This window comes from Streptomyces sp. NPDC001848 (assembly GCF_042891915.1).
Lineage (GTDB): Bacteria > Actinomycetota > Actinomycetes > Streptomycetales > Streptomycetaceae > Streptomyces.
In genome coordinates, this window is record NZ_JBIATP010000020.1 from 84,002 (window position 1) to 100,732 (window position 16,731).

At 70.7% G+C, this 16,731-nt stretch carries 13 protein-coding genes, 1 pseudogene and 1 riboswitch; of the genes and pseudogenes, 2 read left to right on the forward strand and 12 right to left on the reverse strand.

The features are described from left to right. Positions 1–22 precede the first annotated feature (22 nt). The gene (locus ACFYZJ_RS33045) at positions 23–2,551 is read left to right on the forward strand and encodes an ABC transporter permease (RefSeq protein WP_388574206.1); all 2,529 of its coding nucleotides are present in this window, start codon (positions 23–25) and stop codon (positions 2,549–2,551) included. Positions 2,552–2,636: 85 nt separating this feature from the next. Here the strand turns inward: ACFYZJ_RS33045 and ACFYZJ_RS33050 are convergent, their stop codons facing one another. Beyond that, positions 2,637–3,932, reverse strand: a complete 1,296-nt coding sequence (locus tag ACFYZJ_RS33050; RefSeq protein ID WP_388574209.1) for a class I SAM-dependent methyltransferase — start codon at positions 3,930–3,932, stop codon at positions 2,637–2,639. Between the two features lie 205 nt (positions 3,933–4,137). Beyond that, on the reverse strand, positions 4,138–5,520 hold the full coding sequence (locus tag ACFYZJ_RS33055; protein WP_388574212.1) for an NAD(P)/FAD-dependent oxidoreductase: 1,383 nt from the start codon (positions 5,518–5,520) through the stop codon (positions 4,138–4,140). 624 nt (positions 5,521–6,144) lie between these two features. Between ACFYZJ_RS33055 and ACFYZJ_RS33060 the strand changes: the two are divergent. Continuing rightward, positions 6,145–6,384: pseudogene (locus tag ACFYZJ_RS33060) on the forward strand (type II toxin-antitoxin system RelE/ParE family toxin); the annotation flags it as partial. Here the strand turns inward: ACFYZJ_RS33060 and ACFYZJ_RS33065 are convergent. The 10 genes from ACFYZJ_RS33065 to ACFYZJ_RS33110 form a co-directional block, all read right to left on the reverse strand. After that, positions 6,338–7,279: an exopolyphosphatase gene (locus ACFYZJ_RS33065; protein ID WP_388574214.1), complete on the reverse strand. Its 942-nt coding sequence runs from the start codon at positions 7,277–7,279 to the stop codon at positions 6,338–6,340. The pseudogene ACFYZJ_RS33060 and the gene ACFYZJ_RS33065 sit on opposite strands and share 47 nt — an antisense overlap. After that, positions 7,276–7,812, reverse strand: coding sequence for a DUF501 domain-containing protein (locus ACFYZJ_RS33070; RefSeq protein ID WP_388574217.1), 537 nt, complete (start codon positions 7,810–7,812; stop codon positions 7,276–7,278). Before ACFYZJ_RS33070 ends, ACFYZJ_RS33065 begins: the two co-directional genes overlap by 4 nt. 76 nt (positions 7,813–7,888) lie before the next feature. Beyond that, positions 7,889–8,395, reverse strand: coding sequence for a septum formation initiator family protein (locus tag ACFYZJ_RS33075; protein WP_388574220.1), 507 nt, complete (start codon positions 8,393–8,395; stop codon positions 7,889–7,891). Positions 8,396–8,532: 137 nt separating this feature from the next. Next, positions 8,533–9,819: a phosphopyruvate hydratase gene (gene eno, locus ACFYZJ_RS33080; protein ID WP_388574223.1), complete on the reverse strand. Its 1,287-nt coding sequence runs from the start codon at positions 9,817–9,819 to the stop codon at positions 8,533–8,535. Between the two features lie 328 nt (positions 9,820–10,147). Beyond that, on the reverse strand, positions 10,148–10,843 hold the full coding sequence (locus tag ACFYZJ_RS33085) for a transglycosylase family protein (RefSeq protein WP_388574226.1): 696 nt from the start codon (positions 10,841–10,843) through the stop codon (positions 10,148–10,150). A gap of 4 nt (positions 10,844–10,847) precedes the next feature. After that, positions 10,848–11,014, reverse strand: a riboswitch (cyclic di-AMP (ydaO/yuaA leader). 198 nt (positions 11,015–11,212) lie between these two features. Further along, a complete protein-coding gene (locus tag ACFYZJ_RS33090; RefSeq protein WP_388574229.1) occupies positions 11,213–12,220 on the reverse strand; it encodes a transglycosylase family protein in 1,008 nt (335 codons plus the stop codon). Positions 12,221–12,403: 183 nt separating this feature from the next. Then, positions 12,404–13,705, reverse strand: a complete 1,302-nt coding sequence (locus ACFYZJ_RS33095; RefSeq protein ID WP_388574232.1) for a cytochrome P450 — start codon at positions 13,703–13,705, stop codon at positions 12,404–12,406. Beyond that, a complete protein-coding gene (locus ACFYZJ_RS33100; protein ID WP_388574235.1) occupies positions 13,702–14,709 on the reverse strand; it encodes a nucleoside triphosphate pyrophosphohydrolase in 1,008 nt (335 codons plus the stop codon). The genes ACFYZJ_RS33095 and ACFYZJ_RS33100 overlap by 4 nt, the downstream gene beginning before the upstream one ends. A 139-nt stretch (positions 14,710–14,848) precedes the next feature. Continuing rightward, positions 14,849–15,502: a SurA N-terminal domain-containing protein gene (locus ACFYZJ_RS33105; RefSeq protein ID WP_388574237.1), complete on the reverse strand. Its 654-nt coding sequence runs from the start codon at positions 15,500–15,502 to the stop codon at positions 14,849–14,851. A gap of 233 nt (positions 15,503–15,735) precedes the next feature. Next, a complete protein-coding gene (locus ACFYZJ_RS33110) occupies positions 15,736–16,563 on the reverse strand; it encodes a glycoside hydrolase domain-containing protein (RefSeq protein WP_388574240.1) in 828 nt (275 codons plus the stop codon). Positions 16,564–16,731: the final 168 nt, after the last annotated feature.

Here is a 16,731-nt window from a genome sequence, read left to right on the forward strand (position 1 = left end):
CAACCAAGCCCTGGAAACACACATGTTCCGTACCGCCCTGCGCAACGTGCTCGCGCACAAGGCCAGGCTGCTCATGACCGTGCTCGCCGTGATGCTCGGCGTGGCGTTCGTGTCGGGCACCCTGGTGTTCACCAACACCCTCTCGGACGCCTACCAGAAGAGCTCCGCCAAGGGCTTCGACCACGTGGACGTGGCGATCCAGCCCGACGGCGGCGGGAGCGGGCGTGATGTCTCGGGCCAGGACCCCGAGCTGACAAGTGCGCTGCTCGACAAGGCCGCACGGGTCCGCGGTGCCGACGGCGCGATCGGTGTCGTCAGCGGGTTCACCGCCATCGCCGACAAGAACGGCAAGCTCATCGGCAACGGCTTCCAGTCGCAGGGCGGGAACTACTGGGGCGCGAAGGACCCCCGGTACCCGATCGTCAGCGGGCACGCCCCGCACGGGCGGGACCAGGTGCTCCTCGACTCCGAGACCGCCAGGCGCGCCGGGTACGAGGTCGGCGACACCGTGCGCATGTCCATCGACGGCCCCGTTTTGACGCCGAAGGTGACTGGCATCTTCACCACCGACGACGGCAACGTCGCCGCCGGCGGCAGCCTCGCCCTCTTCGACACGGCCACCGCCCAGCGCCTGTTCCACAAGGAGGGCTCCTACGACGAGATCGACGTCCAGGCCGCCCCCGGCACCAGCCAGACCGCCCTGCGAAGCGCCCTGGACGCGATCGTGCCGAAGGACGTCGCCTCCACCACCACCGGCAAGCAACTCGCCGACGACCAGGCCCGCCAGATCGCCGACGCGACCAGCAGCATGCGCACCGGCCTGCTGGTCTTCGCGGGCATCGCGCTGTTCGTCGGCACGTTCATCATCGCCAACACCTTCACCATGCTGGTCGCCCAGCGCACCAAGGAGCTGGCGCTGCTGCGGGCCGTCGGCGCGTCCCGCCGGCAGGTCACCCGGTCCGTGCTCATCGAGGCGTTCGTGGTCGGCGCGGTCGCGGCCGTCACCGGTCTGCTCGCCGGTATCGGCATCGGGGCGGGGCTGCGGTCCCTGGTGAGCTCGCTCGGCGGCAGCGTCCCGGACGGTCCGCTCGTGATCACCCCGGGCACGGTCGTGTCCGCCCTCGCCGTCGGCATCCTGATCACGATGCTCGCCGCCTGGCTGCCCGGCCGCCGCGCCGCCAAGATCCCGCCGGTCGCCGCGATGAGCAGCGTCCACGCGAAGGCGACCACCAAGTCCCTGGTCGTACGGAACACGATCGGCGCCCTGTTCGCCGCGGCCGGCATCGCCACCGTCCTGTACGCCACCACGATGAACGGCACGGACGGCCAGCAGCCGATGGGCATCGGCGCCGTGCTCCTCGTCATCGGCGTGTTCGTCCTCACCCCGCTGCTGTCCCGCCCGCTGATCGCGGCCGCCGCGCCCGTCCTGCGCGGCTTCGGGGTCGCCGGGAAGCTGGCCCGGCAGAACTCGGTGCGCAACCCGCGCCGCACGGCGGCCACCGCCTCCGCCCTGATGATCGGCCTGACCCTCATCACCGGGCTGACGGTGATGGCGAGCAGCGTGCAGCGGGGCATCGACAAGATGGCGGCCTCCTCCATCAGAGCGGACTACGTGGTGTCCATGGCGACCGGCAACCTGCTCTCCCCCGAGGTCGAGAAGACCCTGAAGGCGACGGAGGGGGTCACCGCGACCAGCCCCCTGCGCAGCGCGCGGGCACACATCGACGGCCGCAGCGAGTACCTGACCGGCGTCGACGGCGCGACGATCGGCGAGCTGACCAAGCCGACGGTCGACGCCGGCACGTTCCAGGTCGGCGGCGCGCAGGTCGTCGTCGACGACGACACCGCCAAGAGCTACCGCTGGAGGACGGGTTCGCGGTTCACCGTTACCTACGAGGACGGGAAGGAGCAGCAGCTCACTGTCGCCGGGGTGTACCAGGGCACCAGGCTGATGCGCGGCATCGTGCTGGACACCGCGACGCTCGCCCCGCACCAGCGCCACCCGTCCGACATGCAGGTCATGGTCAAGACGTCCGGCGGCGCGACGGCCGCCGCCAAGGGCAGGTTGCAGAAGGCGCTCGGCGACAACCCGGCGATCAAGGTCGAGGACAGGAAGGACATCTCCGACGGCATCTCGCACGCCTTCACCCTGATGCTGAACATGCTCTACGGCCTGCTGGCCATGGCCGTGATCGTCGCCGTCCTCGGCGTCATCAACACCCTCGCCATGTCGGTGTTCGAGCGCTCGCAGGAGATCGGGATGCTCCGCGCGATCGGCCTGGACCGCCGGGGCATCAAGCGGATGGTCCGGCTGGAGTCCCTGGTCATCTCGCTCTTCGGCGGGGTGCTCGGCATCGGCCTCGGCGTGTTCTTCGGCTGGGCGGCCGGTGAGCTGATCGGCTCGTCGATGGCGACGTACGAACTGGTCCTGCCCTGGGCCCGAATGGCCGTGTTCCTCCTCCTGGCGGCGGTGGTCGGCGTGCTGGCCGCGCTGTGGCCGGCCCGGCGCGCGGCGCGCCTGAACATGCTGACCGCGATCAAGTCGGAGTAGCCGTACGCGCCGAAGAGGCGGACGAGGTGAAGGGGTCCCGTTCCGGGCGGAGCGGGACCCCTTCGTCGTCCTGTCCGTATGAGGATCAGGCACCCCAGGTGCGGGCCCTGAGCGGCATCCCGGACGCGCCCGAGTCCGGTGTGCGTACCGCGAGGACCTGGTTGACGCCGATGCGGTTGCGTTCGAAGGCGAGGGCGGAGGCGGCCATGTACAGGCGCCAGACCCGGGCCCGTCCGGGGCTGGTGAGGTCCTGCGCCCGCGTCCACCCGGCCTCGAGGTTGGCGACCCAGCGGCGCAGGGTGAGGCCGTAGTGCTCGCGCAGCGACTCCACGTCGCGGACCTCGAACCCGGCGCGCTCCAGCTGGGTCACCGTGGTGCCGATGGGCGCCAGTTCGCCGTCGGGGAAGACGTAGGCGTCGATGAACGCGTCGACGGAGTAGGCGGTCTCGTCCTGCTGGGGGCGACGCCCGATCTGGTGGTTGAGCAGCCGCCCGCCGGGCTTGAGCAGGGCGTACAGGACGCGGGCGTACTCCAGGTATCTCTCGGCGCCGACGTGTTCCGCCATGCCGATGGAGGAGATGGCGTCGTACGGGCCGTCGGTGACGTCGCGGTAGTCCTGCACCCGGATCTCGACCCGGTCGGTGAGACCCTCGTCGGCGACCCGCTTGCGGGCGTAGGCGGCCTGCTCCTGGGAGAGGGTGACGCCGACGACGCTCACGCCGTGCTCGCGGGCGGCGTGGATCGCCATGGACCCCCAGCCGCAACCGACGTCGAGGAGGCGCTGACCCGGCTTCAGGTCGAGCTTGCGGCAGACCAGTTCCAGCTTGTCGCGCTGGGCGTCCTCAAGCGTGCCGTCCGGCGAGGACCAGTAGGCGCACGAGTAGACCATGGACGGGCCGAGGACGATCTCGTAGAAGTCGTTGCCGACGTCGTAGTGGTGGCTGATGGCGCGTTTGTCGGTGCGCCGGGTGTGCAGGTGGCCGCGGACCCGGCGGATCTCCTCGCGGGGCGGCGGGGGCGGCGGGAAGGGACCGGCCAGCTTCACCAGTCCCCGGACGGCGGCGCGGACCTCCGGGTCGCCGAGCGCCTGGACGAGGGTGCGGGCGTCCTCCCCGCGCTCCCAGATCAGGCCGGCCATGAGGTCCAGGGCGGTGTACAGGTCGCCGTCGATGCCGAGGTCCCCGGCGACCCAGGCGCGGGCGAGGCCCAGTTCGCCCGGCTTCCACAGCATGCGGCGCAGGGCGTGGCGGTTGCGCACGACGAGGGCGGGAGCGCCCGGGGGCCCGGCCTCGGAACCGTCCCAGGCGCGGATGCGCACCGGAAGCGGGGCTCCCAACAGCTGTTCGACGAGGCTCTTCAGCCGCGACGCGGCGTCGGCCATGGTGCACACCTCCGTGACGGGGGATCCCGGAATGTCCAACACCACGTAAACATCTGTGGGGCCCGGCCGCAGTCCCCCGTTGGCGTTACGGCTGTGCAAAATGCCTGCGCACCCGGGAAAGGGTGCAGGGTCCGGGTACGCCGAAGGGGCCGCCCGCACCACGGATGGCGGGCGGCCCCTTCGGGCGTTGGTCCCTGACCTGAGGTCAGGAGGCCTTGGCCTTCTCCTCCGGCTTGCTCACGGCGGCGACCGGAGCCGGCTTGGCGGCCTCGTAGAACTCCTCGCGCGGAGACTCGATCGCGCCGAGCGAGACGACCTCGCGCTTGAGGAACATGCCGAGCGTCCAGTCCGCGAAGACACGGATCTTCCGGTTCCAGGTCGGCATGGCCAGACCGTGGTAGCCGCGGTGCATGTACCAGGCGAGGCGACCCTTGAGCTTGATCTTCATCTTGCCCATGACGATCATCGCGACGCCCTTGTGCAGGCCGAGGCCCGCGACCGCGCCCTTGTTGGCGTGGCTGTACTCCTTCTGCGGGAAGCCCCGCATACCGGAGACCACGTTGTCGCCGAGGACCTTGGCCTGGCGCAGCGCGTGCTGGGCGTTCGGCGGGCACCAGGCGTTCTCCACACCGGCCTTGCGGGCGGCGAGGTCGGGCACCTGGGCGTTGTCGCCGGCGGCCCAGATGTAGTCGGTGCCCTTGACCTGGAGCGTGGGCTCGCAGTCGACGTGACCGCGCGGGCCGAGCGGCAGGCCGTAGCGGGCCAGCGCCGGGTTCGGCTTGACGCCGGCGGTCCACACGATGGTGTTGGAGTCGACCTCGAGGCCGTTCTTGAGCACCACGTGGCCGTCGACGCAGGACTCCATGGAGGTGGACAGGTAGACCTCGACACCGCGGCCCTCGAGGTGCTCCTTGCCGTACTGGCCGAGCTTGGGACCGACCTCGGGGAGGATCTTGTCGGCGGCGTCGACGAGGATGAAGCGCATGTCCTCGCGGGACACGTTCTTGTAGTACTTGGCCGCGTCCCGGGCCATGTCCTCGACCTCGCCGATGGTCTCGGCACCGGCGAAGCCGCCGCCGATGAAGACGAAGGTGAGCGCCTTGCGGCGGATCTCCTCGTTGGTCGTGGAGTCGGCCTTGTCGAGCTGCTCGAGAACGTGGTTGCGCAGGCCGATGGACTCCTCGATGCCCTTCATACCGATGCCCTGCTCGGCGAGGCCGGGGATCGGGAAGGTGCGGGAGACCGCGCCGAGCGCGATCACCAGGTAGTCGAAGGGCAGCTCGTACGCCTCGCCGACCAGCGGGGCGACGGTTGCGACCTTGCGGTCCTGGTCGATGGTGGTGACCCGGCCGGTGAGGACCTCCGCCTTCGGCAGCACGCGTCGCAGCGGGACGACGACGTGCCGGGGGGAGATGCTGCCGGCGGCGGCTTCGGGGAGGAAGGGCTGGTAGGTCATGTACGAGCGGGGGTCGACGACCGTGACGGTCGCCTCGCCGTAGCGCATCTTCTTCAGAATGCGACGAGCTGCGTACAGGCCTACGTACCCACCGCCTACTACGAGGATCCTGGGACGCTCCGTGGTGCTCATGCCATCGAGTATCCACCCGCCCCAGGGGGGTCGCTCGTGCGCCCCTTCACAAGCTTGGGCAGGGTATCTGCTACACTCCGCCGCCCACGTGACGCAGCTCATGATGCCGGGCGGCACGCCCCCGGGGGAACTGTCCGTTGTCAAGGCCGCGTGAGCTGCCCTTCCGGCACCCGAGGCACCGCACCGGGGCTCCGGACAGAGCCTCTCCCACCCCCTCGGGACACGCCCCGATCCGCTTGCGCGAGCAGCCTCAAAGACCCCATGTGCCACACGGACGGCCCCATGGCCGCGAAACGGCGCCCAGCAGGGGCGCTTCTCTTGTGAAGAACTTCACGAAGTTTTTCGGCGGCCTGTCGGTCGCGGGTCGGGAAGCCCCTGGAGACCGTGCTCATACGTTACCCAACCTGCTCAGGCGAGGCTACTGGCAGGTAGAAAAATCTCGGTACGAGGACGGGTGAGCGGCTGTCAGGGTGGTGGCTGCGAGCAGGAGTCGGGGTGCACGCGGCGCCGCGTGCGGCTGGGACGTCGGGCGGCCCGGGCCCGGGTGGACGTCGGGCGGCCCGGGGTGCTGAGGTCCCGGGTTTTCACCCCCGCCGCCCCCCGTCCCGCCCCTGGGGCCCTCGTACGGCGCTGACCGCCCTCGATGACGACCCGTACCGCCAGGACTCCGACGTCAAGAAGCTCACCGGCCCGTCCGGGCTCCACCGGCTCAGGGGCGGAAGCCACAGGGGCGCCCACCAGATCCACGCCGGTCAGCGCGTCGTCCTCGTGGTCAAGGTGGGCGACCGGCGGGACGTGCACCGCGACCTGTGGGCGGTCAGGCCAGGGACCATCCGATGCCGTCCAGGATGTCGTGTTCGCTGACCACGACCTCCGTCGCGTCGATCCGTTCCATGATCGCCAGCAGGACCAGGGCGCCCGCGCCGATGACGTCCACGCGCCCCGGGTGCATCGACGGGATCGCCGCGCGCTCGGCGTGCGTGGAGTGGAGCAGCTCAGTTGTGATCTCCCGTACCCGGTCCCGTGAGATCCGGGAGTGGTGGATCCGCGTCGAGTCGTACTCCGGGAGGTCCTGGGCGATCGCCGAGACCGTGGTGACCGACCCCGCGAGCCCCACCAGCGTGTGTGCCTCCCGCAGCGGCACCGTCTGCTCCGCCAGGTCCAGCGCGGCCTCGATGTCGGACCGTATGGCCGCGATCTGCTCCTCGGTCGGCGGGTCGGTGACCACCCCGTCCCGCACGAGGTGCCGCTCGGTCATACGGACGCAGCCGATGTCCACGGACCGCGCGCCGCGCACCTGGCCGTCACCGACGACGAACTCCGTCGAGCCGCCGCCGATGTCCACCACCAGGAACGGCGTGGCCAGGTCCGTGCGGCCCATCAGCTCCCGGGTCGCCCCCGTGAAGGAGAACTCGGCCTCCTGGTCGCCGGAGATGACCTCCGGTTCGACACCCAGGATGTCCACCACCCCCCGCACGAACTCGTCCCGGTTCTCCGCGTCCCGGGAGGCGGACGTGGCGACGAAGCGGATCCGCTCGGCACCGTGTTTCTTGATGACCTCGGCGTACTCCCGGCAGGCGGCGAACGTGCGCTCCAGCGCCTCGGGCGCCAGGCGTCCGGTGCGGTCCACGCCCTGCCCCAGCCGGACGATGGTCATCCGCCGGTCCAGGTCGACCAGTTCGCCGGCATCCGGGTCCGCGTCCGCGACCAGGAGCCGGATGGAGTTCGTACCGCAGTCGATGGCGGCGACCCGTGTCACTTGGTGTCCTCCTCGGAAACCTCGACCTCCACACACGACCCCTTGCGCCACCACTCCGGCAGCATCGCGATCGCCTCGTCGCCGAGCGGGTTGACGCCCGGGCCGGCGGCCAGGGAGTGCGCCACGAGCACGTGCAGGCACTTCACCCGGTCCGGCATGCCACCCGCGCTGGGGAAGCCCTCCAGGACCTCGATGGCGTCGCGGCGAGCGATGTAGTCCTCGTGCGCGGCGCGGTAGGCGGCGGCCAGTTCCGGATCCGAGGCCAGGCGCTCGGTCATCTCCTTCATGACGCCGTCGGCCTCCAGCGTGCCGATCGCGGAGGCGGCCTTCGGGCACGTCAGGTAGTACGTCGTCGGGAACGGGGTGCCGTCGGGGAGCCGCGGTGCCGTCTCCACGACGTCCGGCTGCCCGCAGGGGCACCGGTGCGCGATCGCGCGCAGCCCGCGCGGGGGGCGCCCGAGCTGCTGCTTGACGGCCTCGACGTCCGCGTCCGTCGGCTCGGTGCGCGGGGTGGGCGGCGGAGGGGTTTCCATGGCTCTCTTTCAGGCTGTCTTTCTCATGGGTGCGTCATGGCGCGGGACGAGGACGTCGGGAGTGCGTATGGGTGCGTCAGGGCTGCGGAGCGGTCACCGGTCCGGCCGGACCGTCCGCCCTGTCCGCCCTGTCCACCCCGTCCCAGAGGCCGGCGTACCAGGGGCGTACGGCCGTCGTCCGGTCCGCGCGCGACTGCTTGACCGCGTCCGGGTCGATCATGATGTAGCCGGTCTCCCCCGGCATCACATAGTGCAGCCGCTGCCGGATCTGCTGCTTCGCGTAGGCGTCGTCCTGCCAGCGCGCCTTCAGGTCACGCAGCTGTTCGACGCGCTTGCGGGCCTGCTCCTGCTGCCGCTCCAGGTCGGCGATCTCGCCGCGCTGGGAGACGTACTGCCGCATCGGGTAGGCGAGCGCGACGACCAGTGAGCACAGGACGAGGGCGAGGAGGGCGGCCCGGCCGGTGAGCCGGGAGCGGCGGGCCTGGCGTCGAGTCTGGGAGCGGTAGACCCGGGCGGCCGTCTGCTCCCCGAGCAGCCTGAGCCTGGTCGCGGTGGAGAACCGGTCGCGGTCCTTCCCGGCCATGTCTCCCGCCTCCCCTTCACACGCGCGTACGTCCCCGCACACGGTACGGGACCGAGTACGGGGACGTACGTACGACCGGCCAAGCCTTGCTCAGGGCTTGTCCCAGCGCCTTGCTCCGGCCTGTGTCCGGTCTTGCCTCAGCCCTTGAAGCGCGGGAAGGCCGAGCGGCCGGCGTACACCGCGGCGTCGTCGAGGATCTCCTCGATGCGCAGCAGCTGGTTGTACTTCGCGACGCGCTCGGAGCGGGCCGGGGCGCCGGTCTTGATCTGGCCGCAGTTGGTGGCGACGGCCAGGTCGGCGATGGTGACGTCCTCGGTCTCGCCGGAGCGGTGGGACATCATGCACTTGAAGCCGTTGCGCTGGGCCAGCTCGACGGCGTCCAGGGTCTCGGTCAGCGAACCGATCTGGTTGACCTTGACCAGCAGGGCGTTGGCCGCGCCCTCCTCGATGCCGCGGGCCAGGCGCTCGGGGTTGGTGACGAACAGGTCGTCGCCGACCAGCTGGACCTTGTCGCCGAGCTTGTCGGTGATGACCTTCCAGCCGGCCCAGTCGTCCTCGAACAGCGGGTCCTCGATGGAGACGAGCGGGTAGGCCGCGACGAGCTCCTCGTAGTACTCCGTCATCTCGGCGGCGGAGCGCTCCTTGCCCTCGAAGAGGTACTTGCCGTCCTTGTAGAACTCGGAGGCGGCGACGTCGAGGGCGAGGGCGATCTGCTGGCCGGGGGCGTAACCGGCCTCCTTGATGGCCTCCAGGATGAGGTCGAGGGCCTCACGGTTGGAGCCGAGGTTCGGGGCGAAGCCGCCCTCGTCGCCGAGGCCGGTGGACAGGCCCTTGCTCTTCAGGACCTTCTTCAGCGTGTGGTAGACCTCGGTGCCCCAGCGCAGGGCCTCGGAGAAGGACTCCGCGCCGATCGGGGCGATCATGAACTCCTGGATGTCCACGTTGGAGTCGGCGTGCGAGCCGCCGTTCAGGATGTTCATCATCGGCACCGGCAGCAGGTGCGCGTTCGGGCCGCCCAGGTAGCGGAACAGGGGCAGGTCGCTGGCCTCGGAGGCGGCGTGGGCGACGGCGAGGGAGACGCCGAGGATGGCGTTGGCGCCGAGGGAGCCCTTGTTGTCGGTGGCGTCCAGGTCCATCATCGCCTGGTCGATCAGGCGCTGCTCGGTGGCGTCGTAGCCGACCAGCTCCGGGCCGATCTGCTCGATGACGGCGAGGACGGCCTTCTCGACACCCTTGCCCTGGTAGCGGTTGGGGTCACCGTCGCGGAGCTCGATGGCCTCGAAGGCGCCGGTGGAGGCGCCGGACGGGACGGCGGCACGACCCGTGCTGCCGTCGTCGAGGCCGACCTCGACCTCGACCGTGGGGTTGCCTCGGGAGTCCAGGATTTCCCGGGCTACGACGACGTCGATGGACGGCACGAGCATCTCCTTCTTGGATGTGACGCTGGAAGTGCGGGGCTGTCTGCCTTACGGCTGTGCCTTGCGACTAGAGCCTAACCGCCCCGGGCTGTCGGCCGGCCTACCGACCGTCCCGTGGACAGGGTGACGCTCCACATTGTTCCTCAACGGAACAAAGGATGCGTGAAAGGTGCGGTGAAATCCGCGCGGCCGGACAGCAAAAGCCCCGCTCCGGTGCGTACGGGGGAAAACGCGCCGGAGCGGGGGGCCGTGGGGACGGGGGACGGGCCCGCACGGACCCCCATGGTGGGGGTCACGCCTGGGAGGGGCCCGTGGCCCGGCTACCGCGTGGCTGTCACTTCAGGTGCAGCTGCTGGCCCGGGTAGATCAGGTTGGCGTCCTGGACGATGTCCTTGTTCAGCTCGAACAGCTTCTTCCAGCCGCCCCGGACGTGGTGGCTCGCAGCGATCGAGCTGAGGGTGTCGCCCTTGACCACCTTGTACTCGCCGTCGCCCTTCTTGACCTTCGTACCGGTCGGGGTGGTGACGGTCTTCTTCGGAGCCGGGCGCTGCGCGGAGCGGTTGGCCGCCTGCTGCTCGGTCGAGCGGGTGGTGGCGCTCTTCGGGCTGGTGCTCTTCGCGCCGCTCGACGAGCCGGTGGCCGCGGAGCCGTTGTACGCGGCGCCGGTCAGGCCCTTGCCGCACACCGGCCAGGCGCCCTTGCCCTGGCCCGCGAGGACCTTCTCGGCGATGGCTATCTGCTGGTCCTTGGTGGCCAGGTCGGCGCGGGAGGCGTAGGCGGTGCCGCCGTAGGCGGCCCAGGTGGAGTTCGTGAACTGCAGACCGCCGTAGAAGCCGTTGCCGGTGTTGATGTGCCAGTTGCCACCGGACTCGCACTGGGCGACGGCGTCCCACTGGGCGGCGGTGGCCGCGGAGGCGTTCCCGGCCGCGAGGAGCGGGCCGGCGATGGCAGCGCCGGCGACACCGGCGAGCGCGATGGCACGGGTGGCCTTGGACGGGCGGCGGTGCTTGCCGTTGCCGGAACACAGCATGGTTCGTTCCCCTCACCGACGCCTGCGAGGTGAGCTGTCGGGTTCGGGCCGGTTGAGTTGCCCGGCCGCGCCCCTTGCGGGACACGGCTTCACCCCGAGCCGCTTCCGGTCAACTCCCGGACGCGGCGCCTACCTTGGGTCCCCCGCTCCTGCCTACGGCGCTTGACGCGACGACTGTTCCCGTACGGCCGCTGGCAGGATTCGGCGTTGCGACCGCAGGGGCTCGCTGTGGCGAGCGATCACGACCGTAAGCAGTCGATCGCCGGAATTTCAAAGACGATCAGGGCTTATGAGACCCATATCTCACTTTCACCAAACAGGACATTCGGCGCGAAGTAGGTCGTGAACTTCCGCAACGGAAGGGGCAGTTCAGGATGAGCCGCCGACCGGGTCGGTGCTGAGCGCAAGGCTCTGACCGGGGAGGATGAGGTTCGGGTCGGCACCGACCGTCTTCTTGTTCGCCTCGTACAGCGCCGCCCATCCGCCGTTGAGGTCAAGGGAGTCGGCGATGGACGACAGATTGTCCCCGGGGCGGACGGTGTACGAGCCGTCGACGGCGTCACGCGCGCCGTCGGTGCCGCGTGAGGCATGGCGGCCGGACGCGTCTTCGGTACGACCGCCCGCGGCGCCCTCCTCGGCGCTGCCCCCGCGATGACGACCGGCACCTGAGCCCTCGGTCGAACTCGCCCCGGACGAGGCACCGTTCTGTGCCGAGTTGTCCGACTCGTCGTTCTTCGTGGTGGCCGCGGGCGCACTGCCGGACCCCTGCGCGCCCTGAGTGGTGTCGGCGGTCGACGACCCGGACGAGGACGGCGAAGGGGATGAAGAGGACGAAGAAGGCGACGGGGTGGTCGACGCAGAGGATCCGGACGAGTCGGACAGGCCCGAGTCGAGACCGGAGTCGAGGCCGGAGTCGAGACCCGAGTCGAGACCCGAGTCGGAGGACGATCCGCCGGACGACGAGTCCCCGGCGACACCCGTGTCGACGTCCGCGGAGCCGGAGTCCTTGCTCAGACCGTTCAGCAGGCCGCAGGTGCCCCAGACCCCGACACCCCGGGCCGCGAGGACCTTCTCGGCCACGGCGATCTGCTGTGAGCGGCTCGCCTGGTCGGGGGTCGGGGCATAGTCGAGACCGCCGTACTTGTCCCAGTCGTCCTGCGTCAACTGCAGCCCGCCGTAACGGCCGTTGCCGGTGTCCGCGCTCCATGAGCCGCCGCTGACGCACTCCGCGACCTGGTCCCAGGTGGTGCCGGTGGCCGCGCTCGCGCCGGTGGCGCCGAGCAGCGGGATCGCGATCGCTGATCCGGTCACCCCTGCCGCGACGAGGAGAGCCGGAGCCTGACGGGGGCGACGGTGACGACCGTTCCCGGAGAGCATGCGGTTGCCTTTCACACGACAGCATCGACCGACGCGGCAGCCGTGGCAGTACGAACCGCCGCGTTGCTGCGTGAACGTATCGGCAGGAGATCGCTTGTCACAAGTTAATGCAGCGTAGATCACGTGAAGATCACAGAGGTGAGGTTCTGTCACCTTCTTGCGATCGTCAGCGGGTTCACCGTGTCATGTCCGGACATCGGCCGGAGGTTCGTGACCTTTCTCCGCAACCGGTGTGAACGTCACGGGCAGCGTGCGCAGGCCCCGCATGATGAGTCCGCCGCGCCGGCGCACATCGGACGGGTCGACCGCGAGCCGCAGGTCCGGCAGGCGGGTCAGGAGCGTGGCGAGCGCCGTCTGTCCCTCCAGGCGGGCCAGGGGCGCGCCCAGGCAGTAGTGGATGCCGTGCCCGTACCCGAGGTGCTGGTTGTCGCGGCGGGCGAGGTCGAGGACGTCCGGGTCGGCGAACCGCGCCGGGTCCCGGTCCGCGGCGGCCAGGACCACCAGGACGGGATCGCCGGGGGCGATGTCCTGCCCGCCGATGGTCAGCGGACGCGTGGCGAACCGCCACGTGGCCAGCTCCACCGGTCCGTCGTAGCGCAGCAGCTCCTCCACGCCGGTCTCGAGCAGGCCACGTTCCCCGGCGGCGAGCGACCGCTGCAGACGGGCCCGCTGCTCGGGGTGCCCGAGGAGTGCGAACGTGCCGTTCCCGATGAGGTTGACGGTGGTCTCGAACCCGGCGAAGAGCAGGATGAAGGCCATCGCGGCGGCCTCGTTCTCGGTGAGGTGCTCGCCGTGGTCGGAGGCCCGGATGAGCCCGGAGATGAGGTCCTCGCCCCGGCCCGGCTCGGCGGCCAGCGCCTCGCGCTTGCGGTGGATGAGGTCGGCGAGGTACCCGCGCATCTTCTTCACCGACCGCGCGACGCCGCCCCGGGGCCCTCCGCCATGCCGGATCATCATCCCGGCCCAGTCCCGGAAGTCGTCCTGGTCCTCGCGTGGGACGCCGAGCATGTCGCAGATGGCGTAGATGGGGAGCGGGAAGGCGAACTCGTGGATGAGGTCGGCCTCTCCCCTGTCCGCGAACCGGTCGATGAGCTGGTCGGTGAGTTCCTGAACCCGCGGCGCGAACTCGGCGACACGCCGGGGCGTGAAGGCCTTGGAGACGAGTCGGCGCAGCCGGGTGTGGTCCGGCGGGTCGATGTTGAGCAGATGCGTCATCAGCTCGGCCTTGCGCTCGCCGGGAATGCCGGTCTTGCCCTTGGCGTGCGCGGGCTCGTCGTGATGCGCCGGGTTCTTGCTCAGCCGCGGGTCGGCGAGGGCCTGCTTGGCGTCCGCGTACCGGGTGACCAGCCAGGCCTCCACACCGCTCGGCAGCCTCGTCCGGTGCACGGGGGCGTGCTCACGCAGCCAGGCGTAGGCGGGGTAGGGGTCGGCGGCGAACTCCCAGGTGAACAGTTCGGGGGCCGGGGAGGCGGTCTGGCCGTTCACTGCTTGGAGCCCCCGCTCTCCACCTCCCGGATCGCGTCCCGGTACGCGCGTGCCGCCGCGCGCAGGGCCGCCTCCGGGTCCACGCCCTCCGCCTCCGCGCGCGCGGCCAGCGCCAGCAGCTCGTAACCGATGCCGTCGCCCTGCGGGAGCGGGACGTCCAGGCCCGCCGTGCGGACGCGGGAGTGCAGCTTCGCGGCCAGGGCGAGGCCCGGCTGGCCCAGCGGGATGCCCTCCGTCACCGAGGTGCGCCGCTTCTCGACCGCCTTGGTCCGCAGCCAGTGCTCCTTGACCTCCTCCGGTGTCGTCGCGGTCTCGTCGCCGAACACGTGCGGGTGGCGGTGGATCAGCTTGGCGACGATGCCGCCCGCCACGTCGTCGATGGAGAACGGCGCGTCCGGGTGCTCCTCGGCTATCCGGGCGTGGAAGACGACCTGGAGCAGGACGTCGCCGAGCTCCTCCCGCAGCTCCTCACGGTCGCCCGCCTCGATGGCCTCGACCAGTTCGTACGCCTCCTCGATGCCGTACTTGGCCAGGCCCAGGTGGGTCTGCCGGGACGACCAGGGGCACTCGGCGCGGATGCGGTCCATGACCTGCACCAGGTCCAGGAGACGGGCGCCCGGGAGGTCGTACGACGCGGGCAGCAGCTCCAGCTCCGGCATGCGGGCTCGGCCGGATCCGGCGAGGCGCGCGAGGCCGTCCGTCAGCGCGGGCTCGCCCTCACCCGTGGCGACGACGACCACCGTGCGCCCGCCGGCGCAGGCGTCGACCAGCTCCTGCGCGCTCGGGGCGGCCTCTTCGACCGCTATGCCCGCCTCGCGCAGGTAGGGCAGCTGCGGGTGCGCGCCGTCCGCGCACAGGACCCGGTCGGCGGCGTGCAGCGCCTGCCAGGCGGGCCAGGACAGGAGACCCGGCGCGACCCGATGGCTGGTGGTGAGCAGGACGATCCGGCCGGGCTCGTCGGTCGCCTCCGGTCCCGGAACCGCTTCGAAGCTGGTTGCGTTCACCCTCCGAACGTAACGCACGCCACGGACGGCCCCCGGAGTTGTCCACAGGCACGGACCATCGCCCCGGGGTTGTCCACAGGCAGAACGGGCAGACCAGGCAGCCGGGCGCAGCACCCACGCCCGTCCCCGTACCGCCCGTCTACGCCGTCTGCTGCGCAGCCGCCGCCGTGACCTCCTTGACCCACGGTGTCTTCGCGTCCACCCGGCTGCTCTTCTGCACGTCCCAGGTGCCGTAGCGCGGGTTCACGTCGACGTGGAGTTCCCGGGACGCCTGCGACATCGCCTTCCAGAACGCGGCCTTGCCGTCGGTCGTGTTCATGTCGGCACCGAGCGCGGCGGCCAGCTTCTGCGCCTCGACCTCCGTGCGGAGACTGTCGTCGAGGCGCTGGGGGGCCACCCCGTACTGCTGCAGCCACACGGTCTGCAGCTCCTTCGCGCCGCCCGCCTGCGCCTGGAGGTTCGCCCGCATCTGTGCGACGTCCCTGGGGGTGACGCTCACGCCCGCGTTCCCGGCGGCGCGGTCCAGGACCCGGTCCAGGACCAGGCTGTGCAGCGTGTCGCGGGTGAGGCCGCCGGTCCGGGCGACCGCCTGCTCGTACTGGGCGTCGTCCGTGGCGGCGGCGCGCTGGGCCGCGCGCACCTCGTCCACCCGGCTCTCCAGCTGCGCGACCGTGATCCGCTCACCTCCGACGACGGCCGCGGCGCCGGGGTGCGGGGTGCCGCCGCACGCGGTGAGGAGAGGGGCCGCGACCAGGGCGGCACTGAGGGCGATCGCGGGGCGACGGCGGTGCAAGGTGACCTCCCAAGGGGGTTTGTGCGACGGTGCACAAGGTCTTGCGGTGATCGATGGTAAGGAGCGGACCGGCTCCGGCCAACCCATTCGACCAACGATTCACCACCACTTCGGGCACCGCCCACCCGTGTACGAGCCCCCGTGAGGCCGACGGCCCGGGCCACGAGGGCCGAGGGCCGCCACGGCGACGGCCTTCGTCCACCGCCCCCTCGTGTCGCGGTTCGGCCGCCGGTTCAGCCGGTGATGGCGACGGGCGCGTCCCAGGCGTCACGATCCACGGTGATCGTGTAACCGTTCCGCGTCTCCTTGCTGTTCACCATGTACTGGTGGGCGCGGCTGTGGTTGGTGTACTGGGTGGAGCCCCACGGCCAGTCCGTGGTCGTCGTGTACTGCTTGTCCCACAGCGCGTACCAGAGGTTGCCCGGCAGGTCGGTCTTGTTGCTCGCGGTGGCGATGGCCTTGGCGCTGGAGCTGCTGAAGCCGTAGTACCCGGCGCGGTAGACCTTGGCGCGCAGTTCCTTGTCGAAGGCGCGGACGTACGTCAGCACGGCGTTGTTGCACGACGTGTTGGTGATGTCGTACGGCTCCATGTCGAGGTAGATGGGGCTGCCGGCCTGCATGCCCAGCGCGGACGCCTTGGCCACCGCGTCGTTCGCGTCGCTCGTCCCCAGGGTGGCGGCGGTGGTGGCGGTGAGCTTCTCCGGGTTGGAGCCGCTCTGGCAGGGCGGCTGGGCGCCGACGTAGATCGGGATGAGTTTCCAGCCCATCGAGCTGACGGACTTCACCCAGGACGCGGTGAGGTTGGGCTGGCTGCACCCGCGGTTCCTGCCTCCGACGTAGACGGCGGCCGCCCCGTAGAAGCCGGTGTTCCATGCCTTCATCGCAGCCGCGGAGGGCGCGGTGCAGGTGTCGAAGGCGTGTCCGGTGTACGTCTTCTGGGCGGGCCAGGTCGTGGCCGCCATCGACGTCTGCGCCGCGATCCCGGCACCGGCGACGACGGCGGCACCGGCCACCGACCACGTGATGTACCTGAACTTCTTGGACTGCCGATGGCCGGCCATCCCCACCCCAATTCACGCCAGGCGGACGCGTGCGGCGTCCGCCGGAAAGTCTTGTCCGAAGCCCCTGGAACGACGCGGGTCCGGCACGGCGACGTCTGTACGGATCTGTCAGGATCTGCAGGCAAACGTACGTAGGCACACGGGACTTGAGCGTCCGAAGCGGATCGC

Excerpts from the sequence above, each read along its gene's own strand:
- ACFYZJ_RS33090 (WP_388574229.1), bottom strand. The coding sequence starts at position 12,220 with ATGCTCTCCGGGAACGGTCGTCACCGTCGCCCCCGTCAGGCTCCGGCT.
- ACFYZJ_RS33075 (WP_388574220.1), bottom strand. The coding sequence starts at position 8,395 with ATGGCCGGGAAGGACCGCGACCGGTTCTCCACCGCGACCAGGCTCAGG.
- eno (WP_388574223.1), bottom strand. The coding sequence starts at position 9,819 with ATGCTCGTGCCGTCCATCGACGTCGTCGTAGCCCGGGAAATCCTGGAC.
- ACFYZJ_RS33050 (WP_388574209.1), bottom strand. The coding sequence starts at position 3,932 with ATGGCCGACGCCGCGTCGCGGCTGAAGAGCCTCGTCGAACAGCTGTTG.
- ACFYZJ_RS33055 (WP_388574212.1), bottom strand. The coding sequence starts at position 5,520 with ATGAGCACCACGGAGCGTCCCAGGATCCTCGTAGTAGGCGGTGGGTAC.
- ACFYZJ_RS33045 (WP_388574206.1), top strand. The coding sequence starts at position 23 with ATGTTCCGTACCGCCCTGCGCAACGTGCTCGCGCACAAGGCCAGGCTG.
- ACFYZJ_RS33085 (WP_388574226.1), bottom strand. The coding sequence starts at position 10,843 with ATGCTGTGTTCCGGCAACGGCAAGCACCGCCGCCCGTCCAAGGCCACC.
- ACFYZJ_RS33070 (WP_388574217.1), bottom strand. The coding sequence starts at position 7,812 with ATGGAAACCCCTCCGCCGCCCACCCCGCGCACCGAGCCGACGGACGCG.
- ACFYZJ_RS33110 (WP_388574240.1), bottom strand. The coding sequence starts at position 16,563 with ATGGCCGGCCATCGGCAGTCCAAGAAGTTCAGGTACATCACGTGGTCG.